This is a genomic window from Vibrio sp. TBV020, assembly GCF_046056895.1.
GTDB lineage: Bacteria > Pseudomonadota > Gammaproteobacteria > Enterobacterales > Vibrionaceae > Vibrio.
The window spans coordinates 2,950,621-2,967,458 of record NZ_JBEEAQ010000003.1 but is presented as its reverse complement, the minus strand read 5'-3'; the positions used below and the strand labels follow the sequence as shown (position 1 = coordinate 2,967,458).

At 44.9% G+C, this 16,838-nt stretch carries 13 protein-coding genes and 1 other annotated feature; of the genes, 9 read left to right on the top strand and 4 right to left on the bottom strand.

Features of this window, described 5'->3' with window-relative positions; genetic code table 11:
- The first annotated feature begins 165 nt into the window (after positions 1–165).
- Complete coding sequence (locus AAFX28_RS21550) at positions 166–1,683, top strand: CYTH domain-containing protein (RefSeq protein ID WP_408690597.1); 1,518 nt, start codon at positions 166–168, stop codon at positions 1,681–1,683.
- Between the two features lie 25 nt (positions 1,684–1,708).
- Here the strand turns inward: AAFX28_RS21550 and AAFX28_RS21545 are convergent, their stop codons facing one another.
- Positions 1,709–2,479, bottom strand: coding sequence for a potassium channel family protein (locus AAFX28_RS21545; protein ID WP_408690596.1), 771 nt, complete (start codon positions 2,477–2,479; stop codon positions 1,709–1,711).
- Between the two features lie 113 nt (positions 2,480–2,592).
- Here AAFX28_RS21545 and AAFX28_RS21540 point away from each other — a divergent pair, with 113 nt between their 5' ends.
- From AAFX28_RS21540 to hldE, 3 genes are all read left to right on the top strand, one after another.
- On the top strand, positions 2,593–3,849 hold the full coding sequence (locus AAFX28_RS21540) for a methyl-accepting chemotaxis protein (RefSeq protein WP_408690595.1): 1,257 nt from the start codon (positions 2,593–2,595) through the stop codon (positions 3,847–3,849).
- Between the two features lie 118 nt (positions 3,850–3,967).
- Positions 3,968–6,808, top strand: coding sequence for a bifunctional [glutamate--ammonia ligase]-adenylyl-L-tyrosine phosphorylase/[glutamate--ammonia-ligase] adenylyltransferase (gene glnE / locus AAFX28_RS21535; RefSeq protein WP_408690594.1), 2,841 nt, complete (start codon positions 3,968–3,970; stop codon positions 6,806–6,808).
- A gap of 52 nt (positions 6,809–6,860) precedes the next feature.
- On the top strand, positions 6,861–8,291 hold the full coding sequence (hldE, locus tag AAFX28_RS21530; protein WP_408690593.1) for a bifunctional D-glycero-beta-D-manno-heptose-7-phosphate kinase/D-glycero-beta-D-manno-heptose 1-phosphate adenylyltransferase HldE: 1,431 nt from the start codon (positions 6,861–6,863) through the stop codon (positions 8,289–8,291).
- Between the two features lie 107 nt (positions 8,292–8,398).
- Here hldE and arcA read toward each other — a convergent pair whose 3' ends face one another.
- Entirely contained in the window at positions 8,399–9,115 is a 717-nt protein-coding gene (gene arcA, locus AAFX28_RS21525; RefSeq protein WP_408690592.1) for a two-component system response regulator ArcA, read from the bottom strand.
- Between the two features lie 327 nt (positions 9,116–9,442).
- Here arcA and AAFX28_RS21520 point away from each other — a divergent pair, with 327 nt between their 5' ends.
- Both AAFX28_RS21520 and AAFX28_RS21515 read left to right on the top strand, forming a co-directional pair.
- Positions 9,443–9,829, top strand: coding sequence for a DUF3293 domain-containing protein (locus AAFX28_RS21520; protein ID WP_408690591.1), 387 nt, complete (start codon positions 9,443–9,445; stop codon positions 9,827–9,829).
- Positions 9,830–9,857: 28 nt separating this feature from the next.
- Complete coding sequence (locus AAFX28_RS21515; protein WP_408690590.1) at positions 9,858–10,343, top strand: putative 4-hydroxy-4-methyl-2-oxoglutarate aldolase; 486 nt, start codon at positions 9,858–9,860, stop codon at positions 10,341–10,343.
- On the opposite strand, the gene AAFX28_RS21510 is transcribed toward AAFX28_RS21515, so the two are convergent.
- On the bottom strand, positions 10,340–10,801 hold the full coding sequence (locus AAFX28_RS21510; protein WP_408690589.1) for a hypothetical protein: 462 nt from the start codon (positions 10,799–10,801) through the stop codon (positions 10,340–10,342). The genes AAFX28_RS21515 and AAFX28_RS21510 overlap by 4 nt on opposite strands.
- Before the next feature lie 278 nt (positions 10,802–11,079).
- Positions 11,080–11,198, top strand: a sequence feature (Thr leader region).
- 29 nt (positions 11,199–11,227) lie between these two features.
- On the opposite strand from AAFX28_RS21510, the gene thrA reads away from it, so the two are divergent.
- From thrA to thrC, 3 genes are read left to right on the top strand one after another with little or no spacing between them, the layout of a single operon-like run.
- Positions 11,228–13,687 carry a bifunctional aspartate kinase/homoserine dehydrogenase I gene (gene thrA, locus AAFX28_RS21505; RefSeq protein ID WP_408690588.1) on the top strand — a complete coding sequence of 820 codons (2,460 nt, stop codon included), beginning with the start codon at positions 11,228–11,230 and terminating at the stop codon, positions 13,685–13,687.
- A 16-nt stretch (positions 13,688–13,703) separates the two neighbouring features.
- A complete protein-coding gene (thrB, locus tag AAFX28_RS21500) occupies positions 13,704–14,660 on the top strand; it encodes a homoserine kinase (RefSeq protein ID WP_408690922.1) in 957 nt (318 codons plus the stop codon).
- Positions 14,657–15,940: a threonine synthase gene (gene thrC, locus AAFX28_RS21495; protein WP_408690587.1), complete on the top strand. Its 1,284-nt coding sequence runs from the start codon at positions 14,657–14,659 to the stop codon at positions 15,938–15,940. The genes thrB and thrC overlap by 4 nt, the downstream gene beginning before the upstream one ends.
- A gap of 228 nt (positions 15,941–16,168) precedes the next feature.
- On the opposite strand, the gene AAFX28_RS21490 is transcribed toward thrC, so the two are convergent.
- Positions 16,169–16,789: a TRIC cation channel family protein gene (locus tag AAFX28_RS21490; RefSeq protein WP_408690586.1), complete on the bottom strand. Its 621-nt coding sequence runs from the start codon at positions 16,787–16,789 to the stop codon at positions 16,169–16,171.
- Between the last annotated feature and the right edge of the window lie 49 nt (positions 16,790–16,838).

Below are 16,838 nucleotides of genomic sequence, written 5' to 3'. Positions count from 1 at the left end.
ACCATTTCATGGCGAAATGTTGAACGATGGCTATAAAGGCGCGCATGTTAACCCATTAAATCACTCATTTAAACTGTTTTAGATCATCATTGGGGCGATATTTCTTTCTTGCCGAGTAAGAAAATAGGCAATATCCTGTCTCTATCTGCTTTGAAAGGTATAACTATGGAAACCGAGATAGAACTGAAGTTTTTTGTTTCTCCCGATTTTTCAGAGACTTTACGTCAAAAAATCTCTGAAACCAAAGTACTTCAGCATAGCTGTCGAGAGCTTGGTAACACCTACTTTGATACGCCTGATAACTGGCTTCGCCAACATGATATCGGCATGCGTATTCGTCGTTTCGATGATGTCTTTGTTCAAACTGTGAAAACGTCCGGACGCGTTGTAGCGGGTTTACACCAAAGGCCAGAATACAACGCTGAGCACGTCGGTAACGATCCAGACCTAACGCTTCATCCTAGTGATATTTGGCCGACAGGTAAGGATGTTCAAACCCTCCAGTCAGAACTTCATCCATTATTCTCTACTAACTTTACCCGTGAACAGTGGTTGATAGGTATGCCAGATGGCAGCCAGGTAGAAGTTGCTTTTGACCAAGGCAAAGTTGAAGCGAATGGCAAAGAAGATCCTATTTGTGAAGTTGAGTTAGAGCTCAAGTCGGGTCAGACAGATGCGCTGTTTACATTGGCACGTAGTTTCTCTGAAGATGGAGGCATGCGCTTAGGTAATTTAAGTAAAGCAGCGAAAGGCTACCGACTTGCGATGGGTTATACAGGGGACGAAGTAAAACCGCTTTCTCTTGTGGATACCAAGAAAAAAGATAGCGTGGAATCGTGTTTTGTGAACTCGTTAGAGCACGCCCTTTCACATTGGCATTACCACGAACAGATCTATTCTGAGCGAGATTCCATCGAAGCTGTACATGAAATCAAGCATTCGATCAGTTACATTCGCCAGATTTTAACGGTATACGGCGGCGTTGTGCCACGTCGTGCTAGTGCTATTCTGCGCCAAGAACTCAAATGGTTAGAGCAAGACTTAGAGTGGTTGAATGATTACGACTACTTAGAGGATTTGCTTGATGACAAAGGCCACGCATTACGTAAGTTAGATGCGCGTAAGTTCTTGGTTAGTGAACTGAAGCTAATTGAAGAGCAGTTGCCAAGTCGTGAGCAAATCCTAGAGCTACTGAACTCTTCTCGTTATACTGGTTTGTTACTCGATTTGAGTCGTTGGATTCTCACTCGTGGTTGGCAACCATTTTTAGATGACAAATCACGTGAAAAAATGGCTCTTAATATAGAGCACTTCTCTGTGCAGCAGTTAGATCGCACTTGGGCTGAGTTAATGGAAGCTTTTCCGCCTGAACGCAACTTGACTAGTGAAGATTACATTGAGCAGCAGTACCGCTTGATGCGTAACCTTTATACAGGTGTGAGCTTCGCAAGTCTGTATGATTTTGATGAGCGTGACAGTTTCCGTTTGCCGTGGAGTGATTTACTGCATGGTACCGATGACCTGCTTAAGCTTAGAACATTAGCTAAGCTGGTGGATAAACTTGAAGGTGAAGAGCGAGAGCAACTTGAGCGCTGGCTAGCTCGTCAAGAAAGTTCGATTCTACATGCGATGGAGCAGACTCGTATCATCTGTATTGAAGCAGAGCCATATTGGCAAGATTAAGTCACTTAGTTATGAAACGGGAGCCTCAGGGCTCCCGTTTTTGGTTGTTATCGCTATTGCGCTCTAGTCTGTCTAATCGTCTCAATATCTCATCTTGTTTTTCGACGAGCTCTCTTAGCAGGCGTTCTTTATTTTCTGAACGGGTGGTTTGTACCTTTGATGGGGAGGTGATCATAGAAGTCACAAGCCCCGAGATCATACCAAATAAGCCAACACCACAGATAATTAGCCCTGCCGCTAAGGCTCGGCCTGCGTCCGTCACAGGGTAGTGATCGCCATAACCGACGGTAGAGATGGTGACTAATGCCCACCACATTGCATCGCCACCATCATGAATATTGCTTCCAGGCGCTTGCCCTTCGATAAACAGCATCATGCTGGAGCCTGCGGTCAATAGAACAACCATCACTAACAAGATAGAAGCCAGTGTGGTCTCATGTTTATTACGTAGTAATTGTCTGATAACCGTTCTGCTCGAGCGAATCACTAACACCACTCGCAAAATTGAAAATAGACGAGCATAGCGTAGAGGCTCGATCATCGGCAGACTAGCGACAAAGTCGATCCAATGTCGTTTCATAAATTGCACTCGATCTGCTGAGCGGATCAAATCTATGCTCAATTGTAGGATAAATATGCTACAGATTATAAAGTCCAAGCCGATAAGTACTTGTCGAGTTTCTGGGCGTAGTGGGAAAAACAATAAGCCTGAGATCACAAATAGCGCCATAAATGACAAGATTAGTGACAGTAAGCTCATCGGCTTGGTGTCGTCTTTGATATTATTCTTTTTCATACGAGGCTCGAAATAAATAACAGCTATCCTCAATATTATGAAGATAGCGGAGCTTAAGAGGCCTGATGCGAGTCAGGAGCCCTCAATATATAAGACTTAGTGGAGAAGTAACAATGACCAAACTGGCATTTAAACCATGGGAGCGAGTGATCACGGATATTCGCTTAGTCCCAAAGATGGTAATGCTGATGGTGTTCAGTACCATTCTGATCATCGCAAAGCAGTTGTGGGATGCGAGCACCTTTCATGATTCTCTATTAGCAGCAACACAAAATGCTCAGGTTGCTCAAGAGCACTATGAAGCGTATTTGGTTCAAGTTGCTTGGCAAACAGCATTGATGATTTTGGTCTTTGTTGTGCTTCTGTTGTTTGCAGCACGCATTATGCTTCGTCAGACGCAATATCTGAGTGACGCGATCAAAACAATGGCAGAAAAAGATCTGTCTGTTCCAATCGAAATGGCGTGTAAAGATGAATATGGTGATGTAGCTCGTGAGCTCGAAAAAACACGTGTTCAACTACAAGAGATGATCAAGCTGCAAGTTGACGCTTCTCAAGAATTGGCTGGACTAACTGAAGTTATGACGCTGAGTATGTCTGAAACCAAAGAATCTGCGCAGGAAGAGTTCAATGAAATTGATCAGCTTGCGACTGCAATGAGTGAAATGACGTCTACGGTACAAACTGTTGCTGATCATGCGCAAAATGCTTCAACGTTAACAGAAAACGCTTCAACTCAGGCAGCGACTGGCCAACGTTTTGTACAAGACACGGTTATGAAAATTAGCGAGCTATCGAAAGATATCTCAGCTTCTGCGCAAGCGGTTAATGAAGTAGAAGATAGCGTTGGCTCAATCGGTAGTGTTGTTAGTACGATTCAAGGAATCTCTGAGCAAACTAATCTACTTGCACTTAATGCAGCGATTGAAGCGGCACGTGCGGGTGAAGCTGGTCGAGGTTTCGCGGTTGTTGCTGACGAAGTGCGTAACCTAGCGCAACGCACTCAACAAGCAACCGTTGAGATTCAAGATATGATCTCTAAGCTGCAATCGAGTGCAAACTCTGCGGTAGAGCTAATGGAGAAAAGTGTTGTAGAGGCGGCCGAAGGTGTGGATCTTGTTACCAATGCGGGTAGTGAGTTAGATGGTATTGTTGGGCAAGTGAACCAAATTAACGATATGAACTTCCAGATCGCGACAGCCGCGGGTCAGCAAAGCAGTGTAGCTGAAGAGATGAACCAGAACCTAACCAATGTTCGAGAACTGGTTGAAGCATCAGTAACGGTAGTATCTGAACTATTGGAAACATCGGAAATCATGCAGCAAAACGCTGAAGAATTAGATAAGAAAATCACCTCATTTAGAGTCTAGATTCGCTAACTAGCTAGAATTAAACGCCCACTGCTTGATAGTGGGCGTTTTTTATTGGTTTAAGTCTGGTATAAATAGTCCATAACCTTTCAAAGGCTTATCGAAACAAGGAAGAATCATGCAACTGCCAGCTCGTCTCACGCCCATCTCCCAAACCGCAATTGAACCGTTAATAGAGTCGCAAGCTTTGGCTCATTGGTCGCAGCCGCTACTTGAACAGCTCGAATATGTCGCTGGACTCAGTCAGTTTGTTCTTGAAACGCTTAAGACGGATACACATCTTCAGCAACATTTACCTGAAATGCTCTCTGAGGCTGCTCGCTGTGATAAGTACCGAGAGCGATTGGCTGAGCAGCTAGCTACTTGTGATGATGAAATGCAAGGACATCGAGTATTACGTCAGTTTCGTAATCGAGAAATGGCCTACATAGCGTGGCGTGACTTTGTTGGTTCTTGGAGTCTTGAAGAGAGCTTGGCTCACCTTTCTCAGCTTGCGGAGGCGATGATCTTCGAAACCTATCAGTGGCAATATAAAGCGTGTTGTGAACTGTGGGGGACGCCAACCAATGACGCTGGTGAAGCTCAACCGATGCTGATTATTGGTATGGGCAAGCTTGGTGGTGGTGAGCTTAACTTTTCTTCCGATATCGATTTAATTTTTACCTACCCGGAAAACGGTGAAACTCAAGGTACACGTCGAAGTATTGCGAACGCTCAGTTCTTTACTCGCTTAGGCCAACGCATCATTAAAGCTCTTGATCAACAAACCTTTGATGGATTTTGTTATCGCGTTGATATGCGCCTGCGCCCTTTTGGTGATAGTGGACCATTAGTGATGAGCTACGCTGCGTTGGAAGATTATTACCAAGAGCAAGGACGAGACTGGGAACGCTATGCAATGATCAAAGCGCGCGTTATGGGACGTGAAATGTACCCAGAGTACCAAGAGCTACGTCAAATGCTGCGTCCATTCGTGTTCCGTCGCTATATCGACTTCAGTGCGATTCAATCGCTGCGTCGAATGAAATCAATGATCAGCAGTGAAGTTCGTCGTCGTGGTTTGAGTAATAACATTAAGCTGGGTGCTGGTGGTATTCGCGAAATTGAATTTATCGCTCAAGTGTTCCAGCTTATTCGTGGTGGTCGAGAGCCAAGTCTGCGTCAAAGAGGGCTGCTTGAGACTTTAAGCGCGATTGAAGAATTAGAGCAGCTGACAGCGCAAGAGACTGAGTATTTACGCCAAGCGTATAAATTTTTGCGTCGCCTAGAGAACTTGCTACAAGCGATGGCGGATAAACAAACTCAAACACTACCAGAGAGCGATATAGAGCAGCTCCAACTTGCTGTGGCGATGGGATACCAAGAGTGGAGTGAACTCATTGCTGATGTGCAAGCGCATATGGCTAATGTACATGCCGTATTTGCTGACTTGATTGGCGATGACGAAGAAGAGCAAGAAGACATCGCGAAACATTTTGTCGAACTATGGGATATGGCCGCTAAGCAAGATGTGCTTGAGCATATTCTTCAAACCGATATTCAAGCTAAGCAACCACAAATCATGGCTGAAACCATCATCCAGTTTAAAAAAGATCTTGCGAAAAAGACGTTAGGTCCGCGTGGTCGAGAAGTGCTGAATAGACTGATGCCGAAAGTCTTCTCTGCCATCTATGCTCATCAAGACGCTGAGTTTGGTTTGCCGCGAGTACTGCATTTGCTCCACAGAATTGTTACTCGAACCACATACCTTGAACTGCTTGATGAACACCAAGCTGCATTGACTCAGTTAGTTCGCCTATGTACCGCGAGCCCGATGATTTCAGAGCAACTCGGTCGTTACCCGATATTGTTGGATGAATTAATTGACCCGCAACAGCTGTACAACCCGATCCCATTGGAAAGCTATCAGAGTGAACTAAGGGATTTCCTAGCCCGCATTCCAGAAGATGATATGGAACAGCAGATGGAGGCGCTGCGCCAGTTTAAGCAAATTTGTATCTTACGCATCGCAGCGGCTGACATTGCAGGTGTATTACCTGTAATGAAAGTGAGTGACCACTTAACCTATTTAGCCGAAGCCATTGTTGAGTCGGTTGTTGGCCAAGCTTGGCTGCAAATGACAGAAAAATATGGTGTGCCTTCTCACTTGAAAGATAGAGAGGGTAAGGGATTTGCTGTTATAGGGTATGGCAAAGTCGGTGGTTGGGAGCTTGGCTATAATTCTGACCTTGATATTGTGTTTATGCACGATAGTCCAGTTCACGCCTACACTGATGGTAAGAAAGAGATCGATGCTCGTCAGTTTTACTTACGTCTAGCTCAACGTATTATTCATATTTTCTCGACCAGAACAGCGTCGGGGATTTTGTACGAAGTGGATACTCGCTTACGTCCATCTGGAGCGTCAGGGCTACTGGTGAGCCCAACCGATGCATTTGATGAGTATCAACGTCAAGATGCGTGGACTTGGGAACACCAAGCTCTAGTACGAGCGCGTATGATTTACGGAGATGAGCCTTTACAACAAGCATTTGCTAAGACTCGTCATGAAATCCTTACCTTGGACCGTGATGGCACTAAACTCATCAAAGATGTCTCGGAAATGCGTGTAAAAATGCGAGACCATTTGGGGGGTAAGAAAGCGGGGCGTTTTATGCTTAAGCAAGATCCTGGTGGGATTACGGATGTTGAATTTTTGGCTCAGTATCTGGTCTTACGCTTTAGTCATGAGAAGCCGAAGTTGACTCGTTGGAGTGACAACGTTCGTATTTTTGAATCCATGATGGCGCAAGGAATAATGGAAGAAGGTGCAGCCATGGCGCTGACACATGCCTATACCACCATGCGCGATCAAATCCACCACCGCAATTTGTTGAACTTAGATGCGGATGTGGCAGAAGAAAAACTCGTTGCTGAGCGCGAGCTGGTAACGAAACTATGGCACGAGTGGTTAGAATAACGCCGAAGCTTTATGCTAAACTCTTGCCCGAATTAGAATTTGGAGATCCACAATGAAGCCAATCCTACCTAACTACAGTGATTCTGGTGTGCTTATCATCGGTGACGTGATGCTAGATCGTTACTGGTATGGTCCAACCGGTCGCATTTCACCGGAAGCGCCAGTCCCTGTAGTCAAAGTAGAGAATAATGAAGAGCGTCCTGGTGGTGCTGCTAACGTAGCAATGAATATTGCTTCATTAGGCGGTCACGCTCATATTGTTGGTTTAACAGGGATTGATGAACCTGCCAAGGCACTGAATGAAACGCTTTCTGCACTGAAAGTGAAGTGTGATTTTGTTGGCTTACCAAACTACCCAACAATCACTAAGCTACGCGTGATGAGTCGTGGCCAGCAACTGATTCGCTTAGACTTTGAAGATAAGTTTGAAAATGTTGACGCTGAACTGATCTTAGACCGAATGGAGCAAGCACTACCTAAAGTAAAATCGGTAGTATTATCAGACTACGCAAAAGGTGCTCTAGAACACGTACAACAGTTTATTCAAAAAGCTCGTGCAGCAAATGTTCCAGTGTTTATTGATCCGAAAGGAGCTGACTTTGAGCGTTACCGTGGCGCGACACTGCTTACGCCAAACATGGCAGAGTTTGAGCTTGTCGTTGGTAAAGTGAAATCGGATGAAGAGCTTGTAGATAAAGGTCTTGCGCTAATCGAAGAGTTTGATTTCGAAGCGCTACTTGTGACACGCAGTGAGCACGGTATGACGTTACTACGTCGTGGTCAGGAACCATTCCATTTGCCGACGCAAGCGAAAGAAGTCTATGACGTTACCGGTGCCGGCGATACGGTCATCTCGGTACTAGCTGCTTCAGTAGCCGCAGGTAAGCCTCTTGACGAAGCGTGTGCGCTAGCGAATGCTGCAGCCGGCATTGTGGTTGGTAAACTGGGTACTTCGACACTATCTACTATCGAATTGGCTGAAGCTGTTCATGGTAGCCAAGATACAGACTATGGTGTCATTGGCGAGCAAGCTCTGATTGAAGCGGTGAAGAAAGCGCAAGCAAAAGGCGAGAAAGTAGTTATGACTAACGGCTGTTTCGACATTCTTCATGCAGGCCATGTGTCTTACCTAAACCATGCTGGCGAGCTTGGTGACCGTCTGATTGTTGCTGTTAACACTGATGAGTCAGTTAAGCGCCTTAAAGGCCCTGGTCGCCCAGTAAACCCAACAGATCGCCGTATGGCGGTATTGGCGGGGTTAGGTGCTGTTGATTGGGTTGTTCCTTTTGGTGAAGATACCCCTCAACGCTTAATCTCTGAAGTACTGCCTGACCTATTGGTTAAAGGCGGGGACTATAAGCCAGAAGAAATCGCTGGTGGCAAAGAAGTGATTGCCAATGGTGGTAAAGTTGAAGTGCTGAATTTCGAAGATGGTTGTTCAACTACTGAAATCATCGATGCGATTAAAGGTGGCCGAGGCTAACCCGAGTTAATCGATATAAATGGTCGCTAATGAGCGGCCATTTTTGTATCTACAATCTAGATATAAAAAATGGAGCCAAGTGGCTCCATTTTTTGATAAAGAGTGAATTACTCTTCTAGATCACCACAGAAGCGGTAGCCTTCACCGTGAATCGTTGCAATGATTTCTGGAGTACCAGACACTGATTCAAAGTGTTTACGAATACGACGGATTGTTACGTCTACTGTACGATCGTGTGGCTTAAGCTCACGGCCAGTCATTTTCTTCAGTAGATCTGCACGAGTCTGGATCTTGCCTGGGTTTTCACAGAAGTGAAGTAGGGCACGGAACTCAGAACGTGGCAGTTTGTAACCATCACCGCTTGGGCTTACAAGCGAGCGACTGTTGATATCTAAAACCCAACCGTTAAATACGTACTTCTCAACGCTACGCTTCTCTTCACTTACTACGCTTGCATTCATCGAGCGGTTTAGCAGGTTGCGAGCGCGGATAGTTAATTCACGTGGGTTGAACGGCTTAGTGATGTAATCATCTGCACCGATCTCTAGGCCAAGAATCTTATCAACTTCGTTGTCACGGCCTGTTAAGAACATTAGCGCAACGTTAGCTTGCTCACGCAATTCGCGAGCGAGTAGTAGACCATTCTTGCCAGGTAAGTTGATGTCCATAATAACCAAGTTCACTTGGTTGTCAGACAGCACCTGGTGCATCTCTTCACCGTCACTGGCCTCGAAAACAGCGTATCCCTCTGCTTCAAAAATACTCTTTAGAGTGTTACGAGTTACTTGCTCATCTTCAACAATAAGAATGTGCGGGGTTTGCATTGGCGGTACCTAAACTTGTGAAAAATTTGTGCTAATAGAATAAATTCTAGGCAAAAACATAACATACAGGTAATGTGATGTTGATAATAAACCAAAGGCTGTAAAAATACACTCTCTTTGATCGCCCGCCATCCATGGTGCTTCTTTTCTAAACTAGAGGTCCTAAATCCTCAGTATCCCATTAGTCTTTGAGGCGGATTTTATAATGTTAACAGCATGCTAACAACGTAGAACTATTAATTCCAATCACTTTGTTGATTTATATCAAGAGTTGGAATGTAACAAATATTAATAGTATCCATTAAATGTAAATTGATTGGAGGCGCAATGATTAACGATGAGCTATGGCAAGCTTATAGTGATCCCTATTTCCGTTTTCATACGCAACCAATAAGCCAAGAATTTGCCATTATCACCGCGTGGAATCCTGGTAGTGTTTGGCTACCTCAGGCTGATAATGACCTAAATAATCAACACTTAGAACAAGAAATAGACCATACTAGTTATAGTATTGTTCAGGTTGGCAATGAGACTTTTACGTGGAGTGAAGCGAGTTTTGCTGTCGAGTTCAGCTTAGAGCAGGCATTAATACTTGGACAAAAATACCGCCAAAATGCGATTTATTACGTACAAGGAGAGAGTTTGTTCTTGGTCTCTTGCTTAGAAAAACGTAACAAGGTCTTGCTGGGGAGATGGCGAGACCGATGTAAATAATGGATTTTTAGAAGCTCATGGAGGAAAAATGAAAGATATTACACCGGATATTTGTGACAAGCATGAAGATAAAGTGACGCTGCTAGCGCTGCCTCTTCATAGTTTCGGCCGCAAGCTAGCGTTTTACGGTGAAATTGTAACGGTGCGTTGCTATCACGATAATTCTAAAGTTAGAGAGATGCTCAGCCAAGATGGTACGGGCAAAGTTCTCGTTGTCGACGGTCATGGTTCTTGTCAAAGGGCTCTGCTTGGCGATCAGCTGGCAATTCTTGCGATTGATAACAATTGGGAAGGTGTCATTGTCAATGGTGCCGTCCGAGATGTCGCAATGATGGCTGAGATGGATTTAGGAATCAAAGCACTTGGCACGAATCCATTTAAGACAGAGAAGCGCGGCGCTGGGGAAGTGAATGTCACTTTAACTATCCATAACCAAATGATTCAGCCGGGTGATTACATTTACGCTGATTGGAATGGAGTGTTGATGTCTGCAGAATTGCTAGATTGGAGCTAAAAGCGAAAACCTAAACCAACCTCAACCCCTTTCTGCCACTCTTGATAATCGAGAGTGGCATGAATATCTAGGTTTTCTGTCAGCTTCATACGACTCGATACCTCAGCAGATAGGCGAGAATCTTTCCCTTCTTCAATGCTCTCTTCACTTGAGGAGTGCAACATACTTTGCACTGATACTCTTGGCGTTACTTGATAGCTCACACCACTCAGAAAGCCGGTTTCATTGATCTTATCGTTATTGTTTAAACGAGCACCGACATAAAGATCAATGTTATCGAATACATTATATGAATACCCCCCGTCGAGCTTCCACGAATCAAAGTCGCGTTGATCATTTTCACTAGATAAAAAGATCTTATGTGGAGAGTGTGATTGCTGAGAAGGAAGAGGTGGAAGCTCTGTAGCAAATAGTGGACAGGCGAAGGCAAGCGCTGACAGGCTTAGTATTAGTCTCATTGGCCGCTCCTTGCTTGTTTTTTGTCCACTGCGCTAGTAATTAAAGCATAAAACTTAGGAACTAGTTGCAACTTTTATATAGCAATTAGTTATTATGATATGTGCTTATGGTTTCATTGCTTGGTTAAATTAGTTTGTTACTTAAGTTTTATTTGTGAATGCGAGTAAAACGGAGTGTGAACAAAAAATAGTAACTTTTCATTGACGCAAGGATGAAAAATAAGGTAAACGTATGGGTAAGCAAACACATCGTTAAGATAAATATAGTATGCAGCATCAAAGCCTAGTAATGACCACAACCATTATTATTACCGACATCGCAATTGTTGGGGCAGGCTGCTAAGCGAAAGAAATTCAAGAAAAGGCCTGTATCCAACAAGATACAGGCCTTTTTTTATGCCGATTTAAAACATTTTGGAGGAAGGGATGCGAGTTTTAAAGTTTGGAGGTTCATCATTAGCGGATGCTGACCGTTTTTTACGAGCAGCAGATATCATCGCTAATAATGCACAGCAAGAAGAAGTGGCAGTTGTGCTTTCAGCACCAGGGAAAACCACAAACAAATTGGTAGCGGTGATTGAAGGGGCATTGAAGAACGGAGAAGCTGAGCTGCAAATTGCTGAGCTTGAAGATTCGTTCCGAGATCTCTTCCAAGATATCAAGCAGGTGCTACCAAACATTGATGGCAGTGGTTATGACAACCAGGTAAAAACCTCTTTAACACAGCTTCGCCAATTTGTTCATGGTGTTAATCTACTGGGTATGTGCCCTGACCATGTAAATGCGCGCATTATTAGTAAAGGTGAGCGTGTTTCTATCCAGTTAATGAAAGCGGTATTAGAAGCTAAAGGTCAGGCGGCTAGCCTCATTGACCCAGTTCAATACTTATTCGCTCGTGGCGAACACTTAGAAGCGATGGTCGATGTTGAAATTTCGACTCAGAACTTCCGTCAAAACCCTCTTCCTCAAGGTCATGTCAATATCATGCCTGGCTTTACGGCTGGTAATGAAGCTGGTGAGTTAGTAACACTTGGCCGAAATGGTTCTGACTATTCTGCAGCAGTACTTGCCGCGTGTCTGCGTGCCGATTGCTGCGAGATTTGGACAGACGTGGATGGCGTATACAACTGTGATCCTCGCCTTGTTGATGATGCGCGTTTATTGAAATCACTGAGCTACCAAGAAGCGATGGAGCTTTCTTACTTTGGCGCTTCAGTACTTCATCCCAAAACCATCGCTCCAATTGCTCAGTTCCACATTCCATGTCTGATCAAAAATAGCTTTAACCCTCAAGGTGCTGGCACCCTGATTGGTCAAGACACAGGTGAAGACAAACTTGCAATTAAAGGTATTACAACCTTAAGTGATCTGACGATGGTCAATGTGTCTGGTCCAGGTATGAAGGGCATGGTTGGCATGGCGAGTCGTGTATTCGGCGCAATGTCATCGGCAGGTGTCTCTATCGTTCTGATCACACAGTCCTCTTCTGAGTACAGCATCAGTTTCTGTATTGAAGCAGAAGACAAAGCGTTGGCAGAGCAAGCGTTGAGCGAGACGTTCGAACTTGAACTCAAAGATGGTTTACTTGAGCCGGTTGAGTTTATCAGTGATGTTGCCATTGTAACTCTAGTTGGTGATGGTATGCGCACTTCTCGCGGTGTTGCTTCACAATTCTTCTCGTCACTTGCTGAAGTGAACGTCAACATCGTAGCGATTGCTCAAGGTTCATCAGAGCGTGCAATCTCGGCAGTAATTCCTGAAGATAAGATCTCGGAAGCGATTAAGGCGTGTCATGAGAACCTATTTAACTCTAAACACTTCCTTGATGTATTTGTTGTCGGTGTTGGTGGTGTCGGTGGTGAATTGGTTGACCAAATTCAACGCCAACAAGTAAAACTGGCAGAAAAAGGCATAGTGCTACGCGTATGTGGTCTAGCAAACAGCAAAGGCTTACTGCTTGATAGCGAAGGGGTAACACTCGACCATTGGCGTGATCGTATGAAGGATGCGTCAGAAGAGTTTAGTTTAGCGCGTCTTATTTCTTTGGTTCAGCGTAACCACATTATTAACCCAGTATTAGTTGACTGTACATCAAGCGAAGTGATCGCTAACCAGTATGCAGACTTCTTAGCAGCTGGTTTCCACGTAGTGACTCCAAACAAGAAAGCGAATACAGCAAGCATGGCTTACTACCATCAGTTACGCGACGTTGCACGTAGCTCTCGCCGTAAACTGATGTACGAAACAACGGTTGGTGCAGGCCTTCCAGTTATCGAAAACCTACAGAACCTTATTGCTGCTGGTGATGAATTAGAGCGCTTTACTGGTATCTTATCTGGCTCGCTATCTTACATTTTCGGTAAGTTAGATGAAGGAATGACATTAAGCCAAGCGACTAATATTGCGAAAGATAACGGCTTTACTGAACCAGACCCTCGTGATGATCTATCAGGTATGGACGTAGCGCGTAAGCTACTTATCCTTGCTCGTGAAGCGGGAATGAATTTAGAGCTTGAAGACGTGATTGTTGACCAAGCGCTACCGCCGGGCTTTGATGACTCAGGCAGTGTAGAAGACTTTATGGCACGTCTACCTGAAGCGGATGCTTACTTTAAAGAGCAGTCAGCAAAAGCAGCAGAAGAAGGTAAAGTCTTGCGTTATGTCGGCGAAATCGCTGATGGTCAGTGTCGCGTGAGTGTTGCCGCTGTTGATGAAAATGATCCGATGTTCAAGATTAAAGATGGCGAGAACGCTTTGGCATTCTTTAGTCGTTACTACCAGCCAATCCCGCTTGTATTGCGTGGTTACGGTGCGGGTACTGAAGTAACGGCGGCAGGCGTATTCTCAGACGTGATGCGTACATTAGGTTGGAAGCTAGGAGTATAAGGATATGAGTCGTGGTATGGATGTAGTGGTTTATGCTCCAGCGTCAATTGGTAATGTCAGTGTCGGCTTTGATGTGCTGGGGGCGGCAGTGTCTCCAGTTGATGGCACTTTGCTTGGTGACCGAGTAAAGGTAACAGCAGGTGATGAACCATTTTCGCTTAAGACGGCTGGTCGTTTTGTCTCTAAGCTTCCGGACGATCCAAAAGAGAATATTGTTTACGATTGTTGGCGTGTTTTTGCTCGAGAGTTAGAAAAGAAAGGTGGCGCACTGCTTCCATTGGAGATGACCCTTGAAAAGAACATGCCAATCGGGTCTGGTTTGGGCTCAAGTGCATGTTCGATTGTTGCGGCTCTTGATGCATTAAACCGCTTTCATGGTGAGCCACTGAATGAAACGGAACTTCTTGCCCTTATGGGAGAAATGGAAGGTCAAATCTCTGGTGGAGTTCACTATGATAACGTTGCACCATGTTACCTAGGTGGGGTGCAACTGATGCTCGAAGAGCTTGGTATCATCAGCCAAGAAGTCCCATGTTTTGATGACTGGTATTGGGTCATGGCTTACCCTGGTATTAAGGTTTCTACTGCAGAAGCAAGAGAGATCCTACCATCTCAGTATCGTCGTCAGGATATCATTGCCCATGGTCGTCATTTAGCGGGCTTTATTCATGCTTGTCATTCGAATCAGCCTGAGCTAGCAGCCAAGATGATCAAAGACGTGATTGCTGAACCATATCGTGCGAAACTGCTACCTGGTTTCGCTGATGCTCGTCAGTATGCGGCGACCGCAGGCGCATTAGCTACCGGCATTTCTGGTAGCGGCCCAACACTATTTAGTATTTGTAAAGATAAAGATGTCGCTGAGCGAGTAGCTCGTTGGCTTGAACAAAACTACGTACAAAATGAAGAAGGATTCGTCCATGTTTGTCGTCTGAACAAACAAGGTTCGAACGTAACAGGAAGTGAGCTATGAAGCTGTACAACATAAAAGAAAATGACGAACAAGTTTCCTTTGGCCAAGCCGTGCGCCAAGGGTTAGGCCGTAATCAAGGTCTATTTTTCCCGCAAGAACTGCCTAAGTTTGACAATATTGATGCGCTACTTGCAGAAGATTTTGTTTCACGTAGTACCAAAATCTTGTCGGCACTTATTGGTGACGAACTAGCGGAAGAACAAGTAAATTCAATGGTTGATGCAGCATTCCAATTCCCTGCACCAATCAATAAAGTGAAAGATGGCGTTTACGCATTAGAGCTATTCCACGGTCCAACACTAGCGTTCAAAGATTTCGGTGGTCGCTTTATGGCTCAGTCGTTAGCGGCAGTATCCGATGGTGGGAAAATCACTATCCTTACTGCAACGTCTGGTGATACTGGTGCAGCTGTTGCCCATGCATTCTATGGGATGGAAGATATCAATGTAGTTATCTTGTATCCGAAAGGGAAAATCAGCCCACTGCAAGAAAAGCTATTCTGTACACTAGGTAAAAACATCCACACGGTTGCGATTGATGGCGACTTTGACGCGTGTCAGGCACTAGTGAAGCAAGCATTTGATGATGCCGCGCTACGTGAAGAGATTGGCCTAAATTCAGCAAACTCAATCAACATTTCCCGCCTAATGGCGCAGATCTGTTACTACTTTGAAGCGGCATCTCAGCTAAGCAAAGAAGAGCGTGAAAACTTAGTGGTTTCAGTACCAAGTGGTAACTTTGGTAACCTGACAGCTGGTCTTCTTGCAAAAGCACTGGGTCTTCCTGTGAAGCGCTTCATTGCTGCAACTAACGAAAATGATACGGTTCCTCGCTACTTAGAAACAGGTCAGTGGGATCCTAAACCAACGGTTGCAACAACATCGAACGCGATGGATGTAAGCCAACCAAATAACTGGCCACGTATCGAAGAGCTTTGTCAGATTAAGGGCTGGGGTTTAGATACGCTGGGTAAAGGCAAAGTATCTGACGAGCAAAGTGCTGAGTCTGTACGTGAACTTCATGCTCAAGGTTATCTATGTGAGCCACACGGTGCGATTGCATACCGCTTGCTTGATGAGCAGTTACAAGAAGGTGAAACAGGTCTATTCCTATGTACTGCGCATCCAGCGAAGTTCAAAGAAGTGGTGGATGAAATCCTTGAGTCTGACATTGAACTGCCTGGCCCATTAGCTAAGCATGCAGCGATGGAGCTTTTGTCTGAAGACCTTGCTAATGACTTTGACTTATTGAAACAAGTATTGCGTCGAGTGCAGAAGTAATCAGTACAGATTGAATATAAAAAAGGTCACTTCGGTGACCTTTTTTTAGTTTCTGTTGGTCGTAACTCGATTGTCATTCGTTGATCTAGAGCTTATGTCATCCTCAAGAGTGAGGAACGAACGAGTTGGGGAACTCTTATAGTTAGTCGATTCGCAAGTAGAGATTCCTTACTCACTCATTCTTCGTTCTAAGGAATGACAATCTAAGTAAACCTTTAATTAATTCGCTTAACGATTTAGGGCAAACGTCGGCAGAGACAAGTGCCAACGAATAGCACCTAGACGAATTAATAGGGTCGAGAATACGCCGGCTAAGAAAGCACTATCACTGTCGACGCCCATGGCGAGGGCAGTGGTATGGAATACGCCACCAATGATACAAGCTGTCGCATACACTTCACTTCTCAGTACCATTGGCACCTCTCTTGCCAATACATCACGGATAATGCCACCGCCACAGCCAGTAATGACGCCCATGATGACAGCAACTAGTGCTGAGTCTTGGTAAGCCATGGTCTTTTCAACGCCGATTCCAACGAATACCGCTAAGCCAATGGCGTCACATACCGGCAAGATCCACCATGCTAGGCGTTTTGGGCGTCTAACCACAATCATTGTGAGAAGGCAGGTGATGAGGATTGTCCAGAGGTAGTTGGTGTCGGTAATCCAAAACACAGGAGTAGCACCAAGGGCCATATCCCGAATGGTACCGCCACCAATGGCCGTCACGCTGCCTAAAACAGCAACGCCAAAGGGATCCATTTTTAATCGACCTGCAAGCAGGACACCTGAAATGGCAAATATTGCCGTACCGAACAAGTCGATAACGTAAAGCAGCATGGAGTCCATGACACTAAAATCTCTTACTAAAATTTGGGAACAAGAAATGAAGAGGAAT

Coding starts and splice junctions, on each gene's coding strand:
- AAFX28_RS21550 (WP_408690597.1), top strand. CDS start 166: ATGGAAACCGAGATAGAACTGAAGTTTTTTGTTTCTCCCGATTTTTCA.
- AAFX28_RS21545 (WP_408690596.1), bottom strand. CDS start 2,479: ATGAAAAAGAATAATATCAAAGACGACACCAAGCCGATGAGCTTACTG.
- AAFX28_RS21540 (WP_408690595.1), top strand. CDS start 2,593: ATGACCAAACTGGCATTTAAACCATGGGAGCGAGTGATCACGGATATT.
- glnE (WP_408690594.1), top strand. CDS start 3,968: ATGCAACTGCCAGCTCGTCTCACGCCCATCTCCCAAACCGCAATTGAA.
- hldE (WP_408690593.1), top strand. CDS start 6,861: ATGAAGCCAATCCTACCTAACTACAGTGATTCTGGTGTGCTTATCATC.
- arcA (WP_408690592.1), bottom strand. CDS start 9,115: ATGCAAACCCCGCACATTCTTATTGTTGAAGATGAGCAAGTAACTCGT.
- AAFX28_RS21520 (WP_408690591.1), top strand. CDS start 9,443: ATGATTAACGATGAGCTATGGCAAGCTTATAGTGATCCCTATTTCCGT.
- AAFX28_RS21515 (WP_408690590.1), top strand. CDS start 9,858: ATGAAAGATATTACACCGGATATTTGTGACAAGCATGAAGATAAAGTG.
- AAFX28_RS21510 (WP_408690589.1), bottom strand. CDS start 10,801: ATGAGACTAATACTAAGCCTGTCAGCGCTTGCCTTCGCCTGTCCACTA.
- thrA (WP_408690588.1), top strand. CDS start 11,228: ATGCGAGTTTTAAAGTTTGGAGGTTCATCATTAGCGGATGCTGACCGT.
- thrB (WP_408690922.1), top strand. CDS start 13,704: ATGGATGTAGTGGTTTATGCTCCAGCGTCAATTGGTAATGTCAGTGTC.
- thrC (WP_408690587.1), top strand. CDS start 14,657: ATGAAGCTGTACAACATAAAAGAAAATGACGAACAAGTTTCCTTTGGC.
- AAFX28_RS21490 (WP_408690586.1), bottom strand. CDS start 16,789: ATGGACTCCATGCTGCTTTACGTTATCGACTTGTTCGGTACGGCAATA.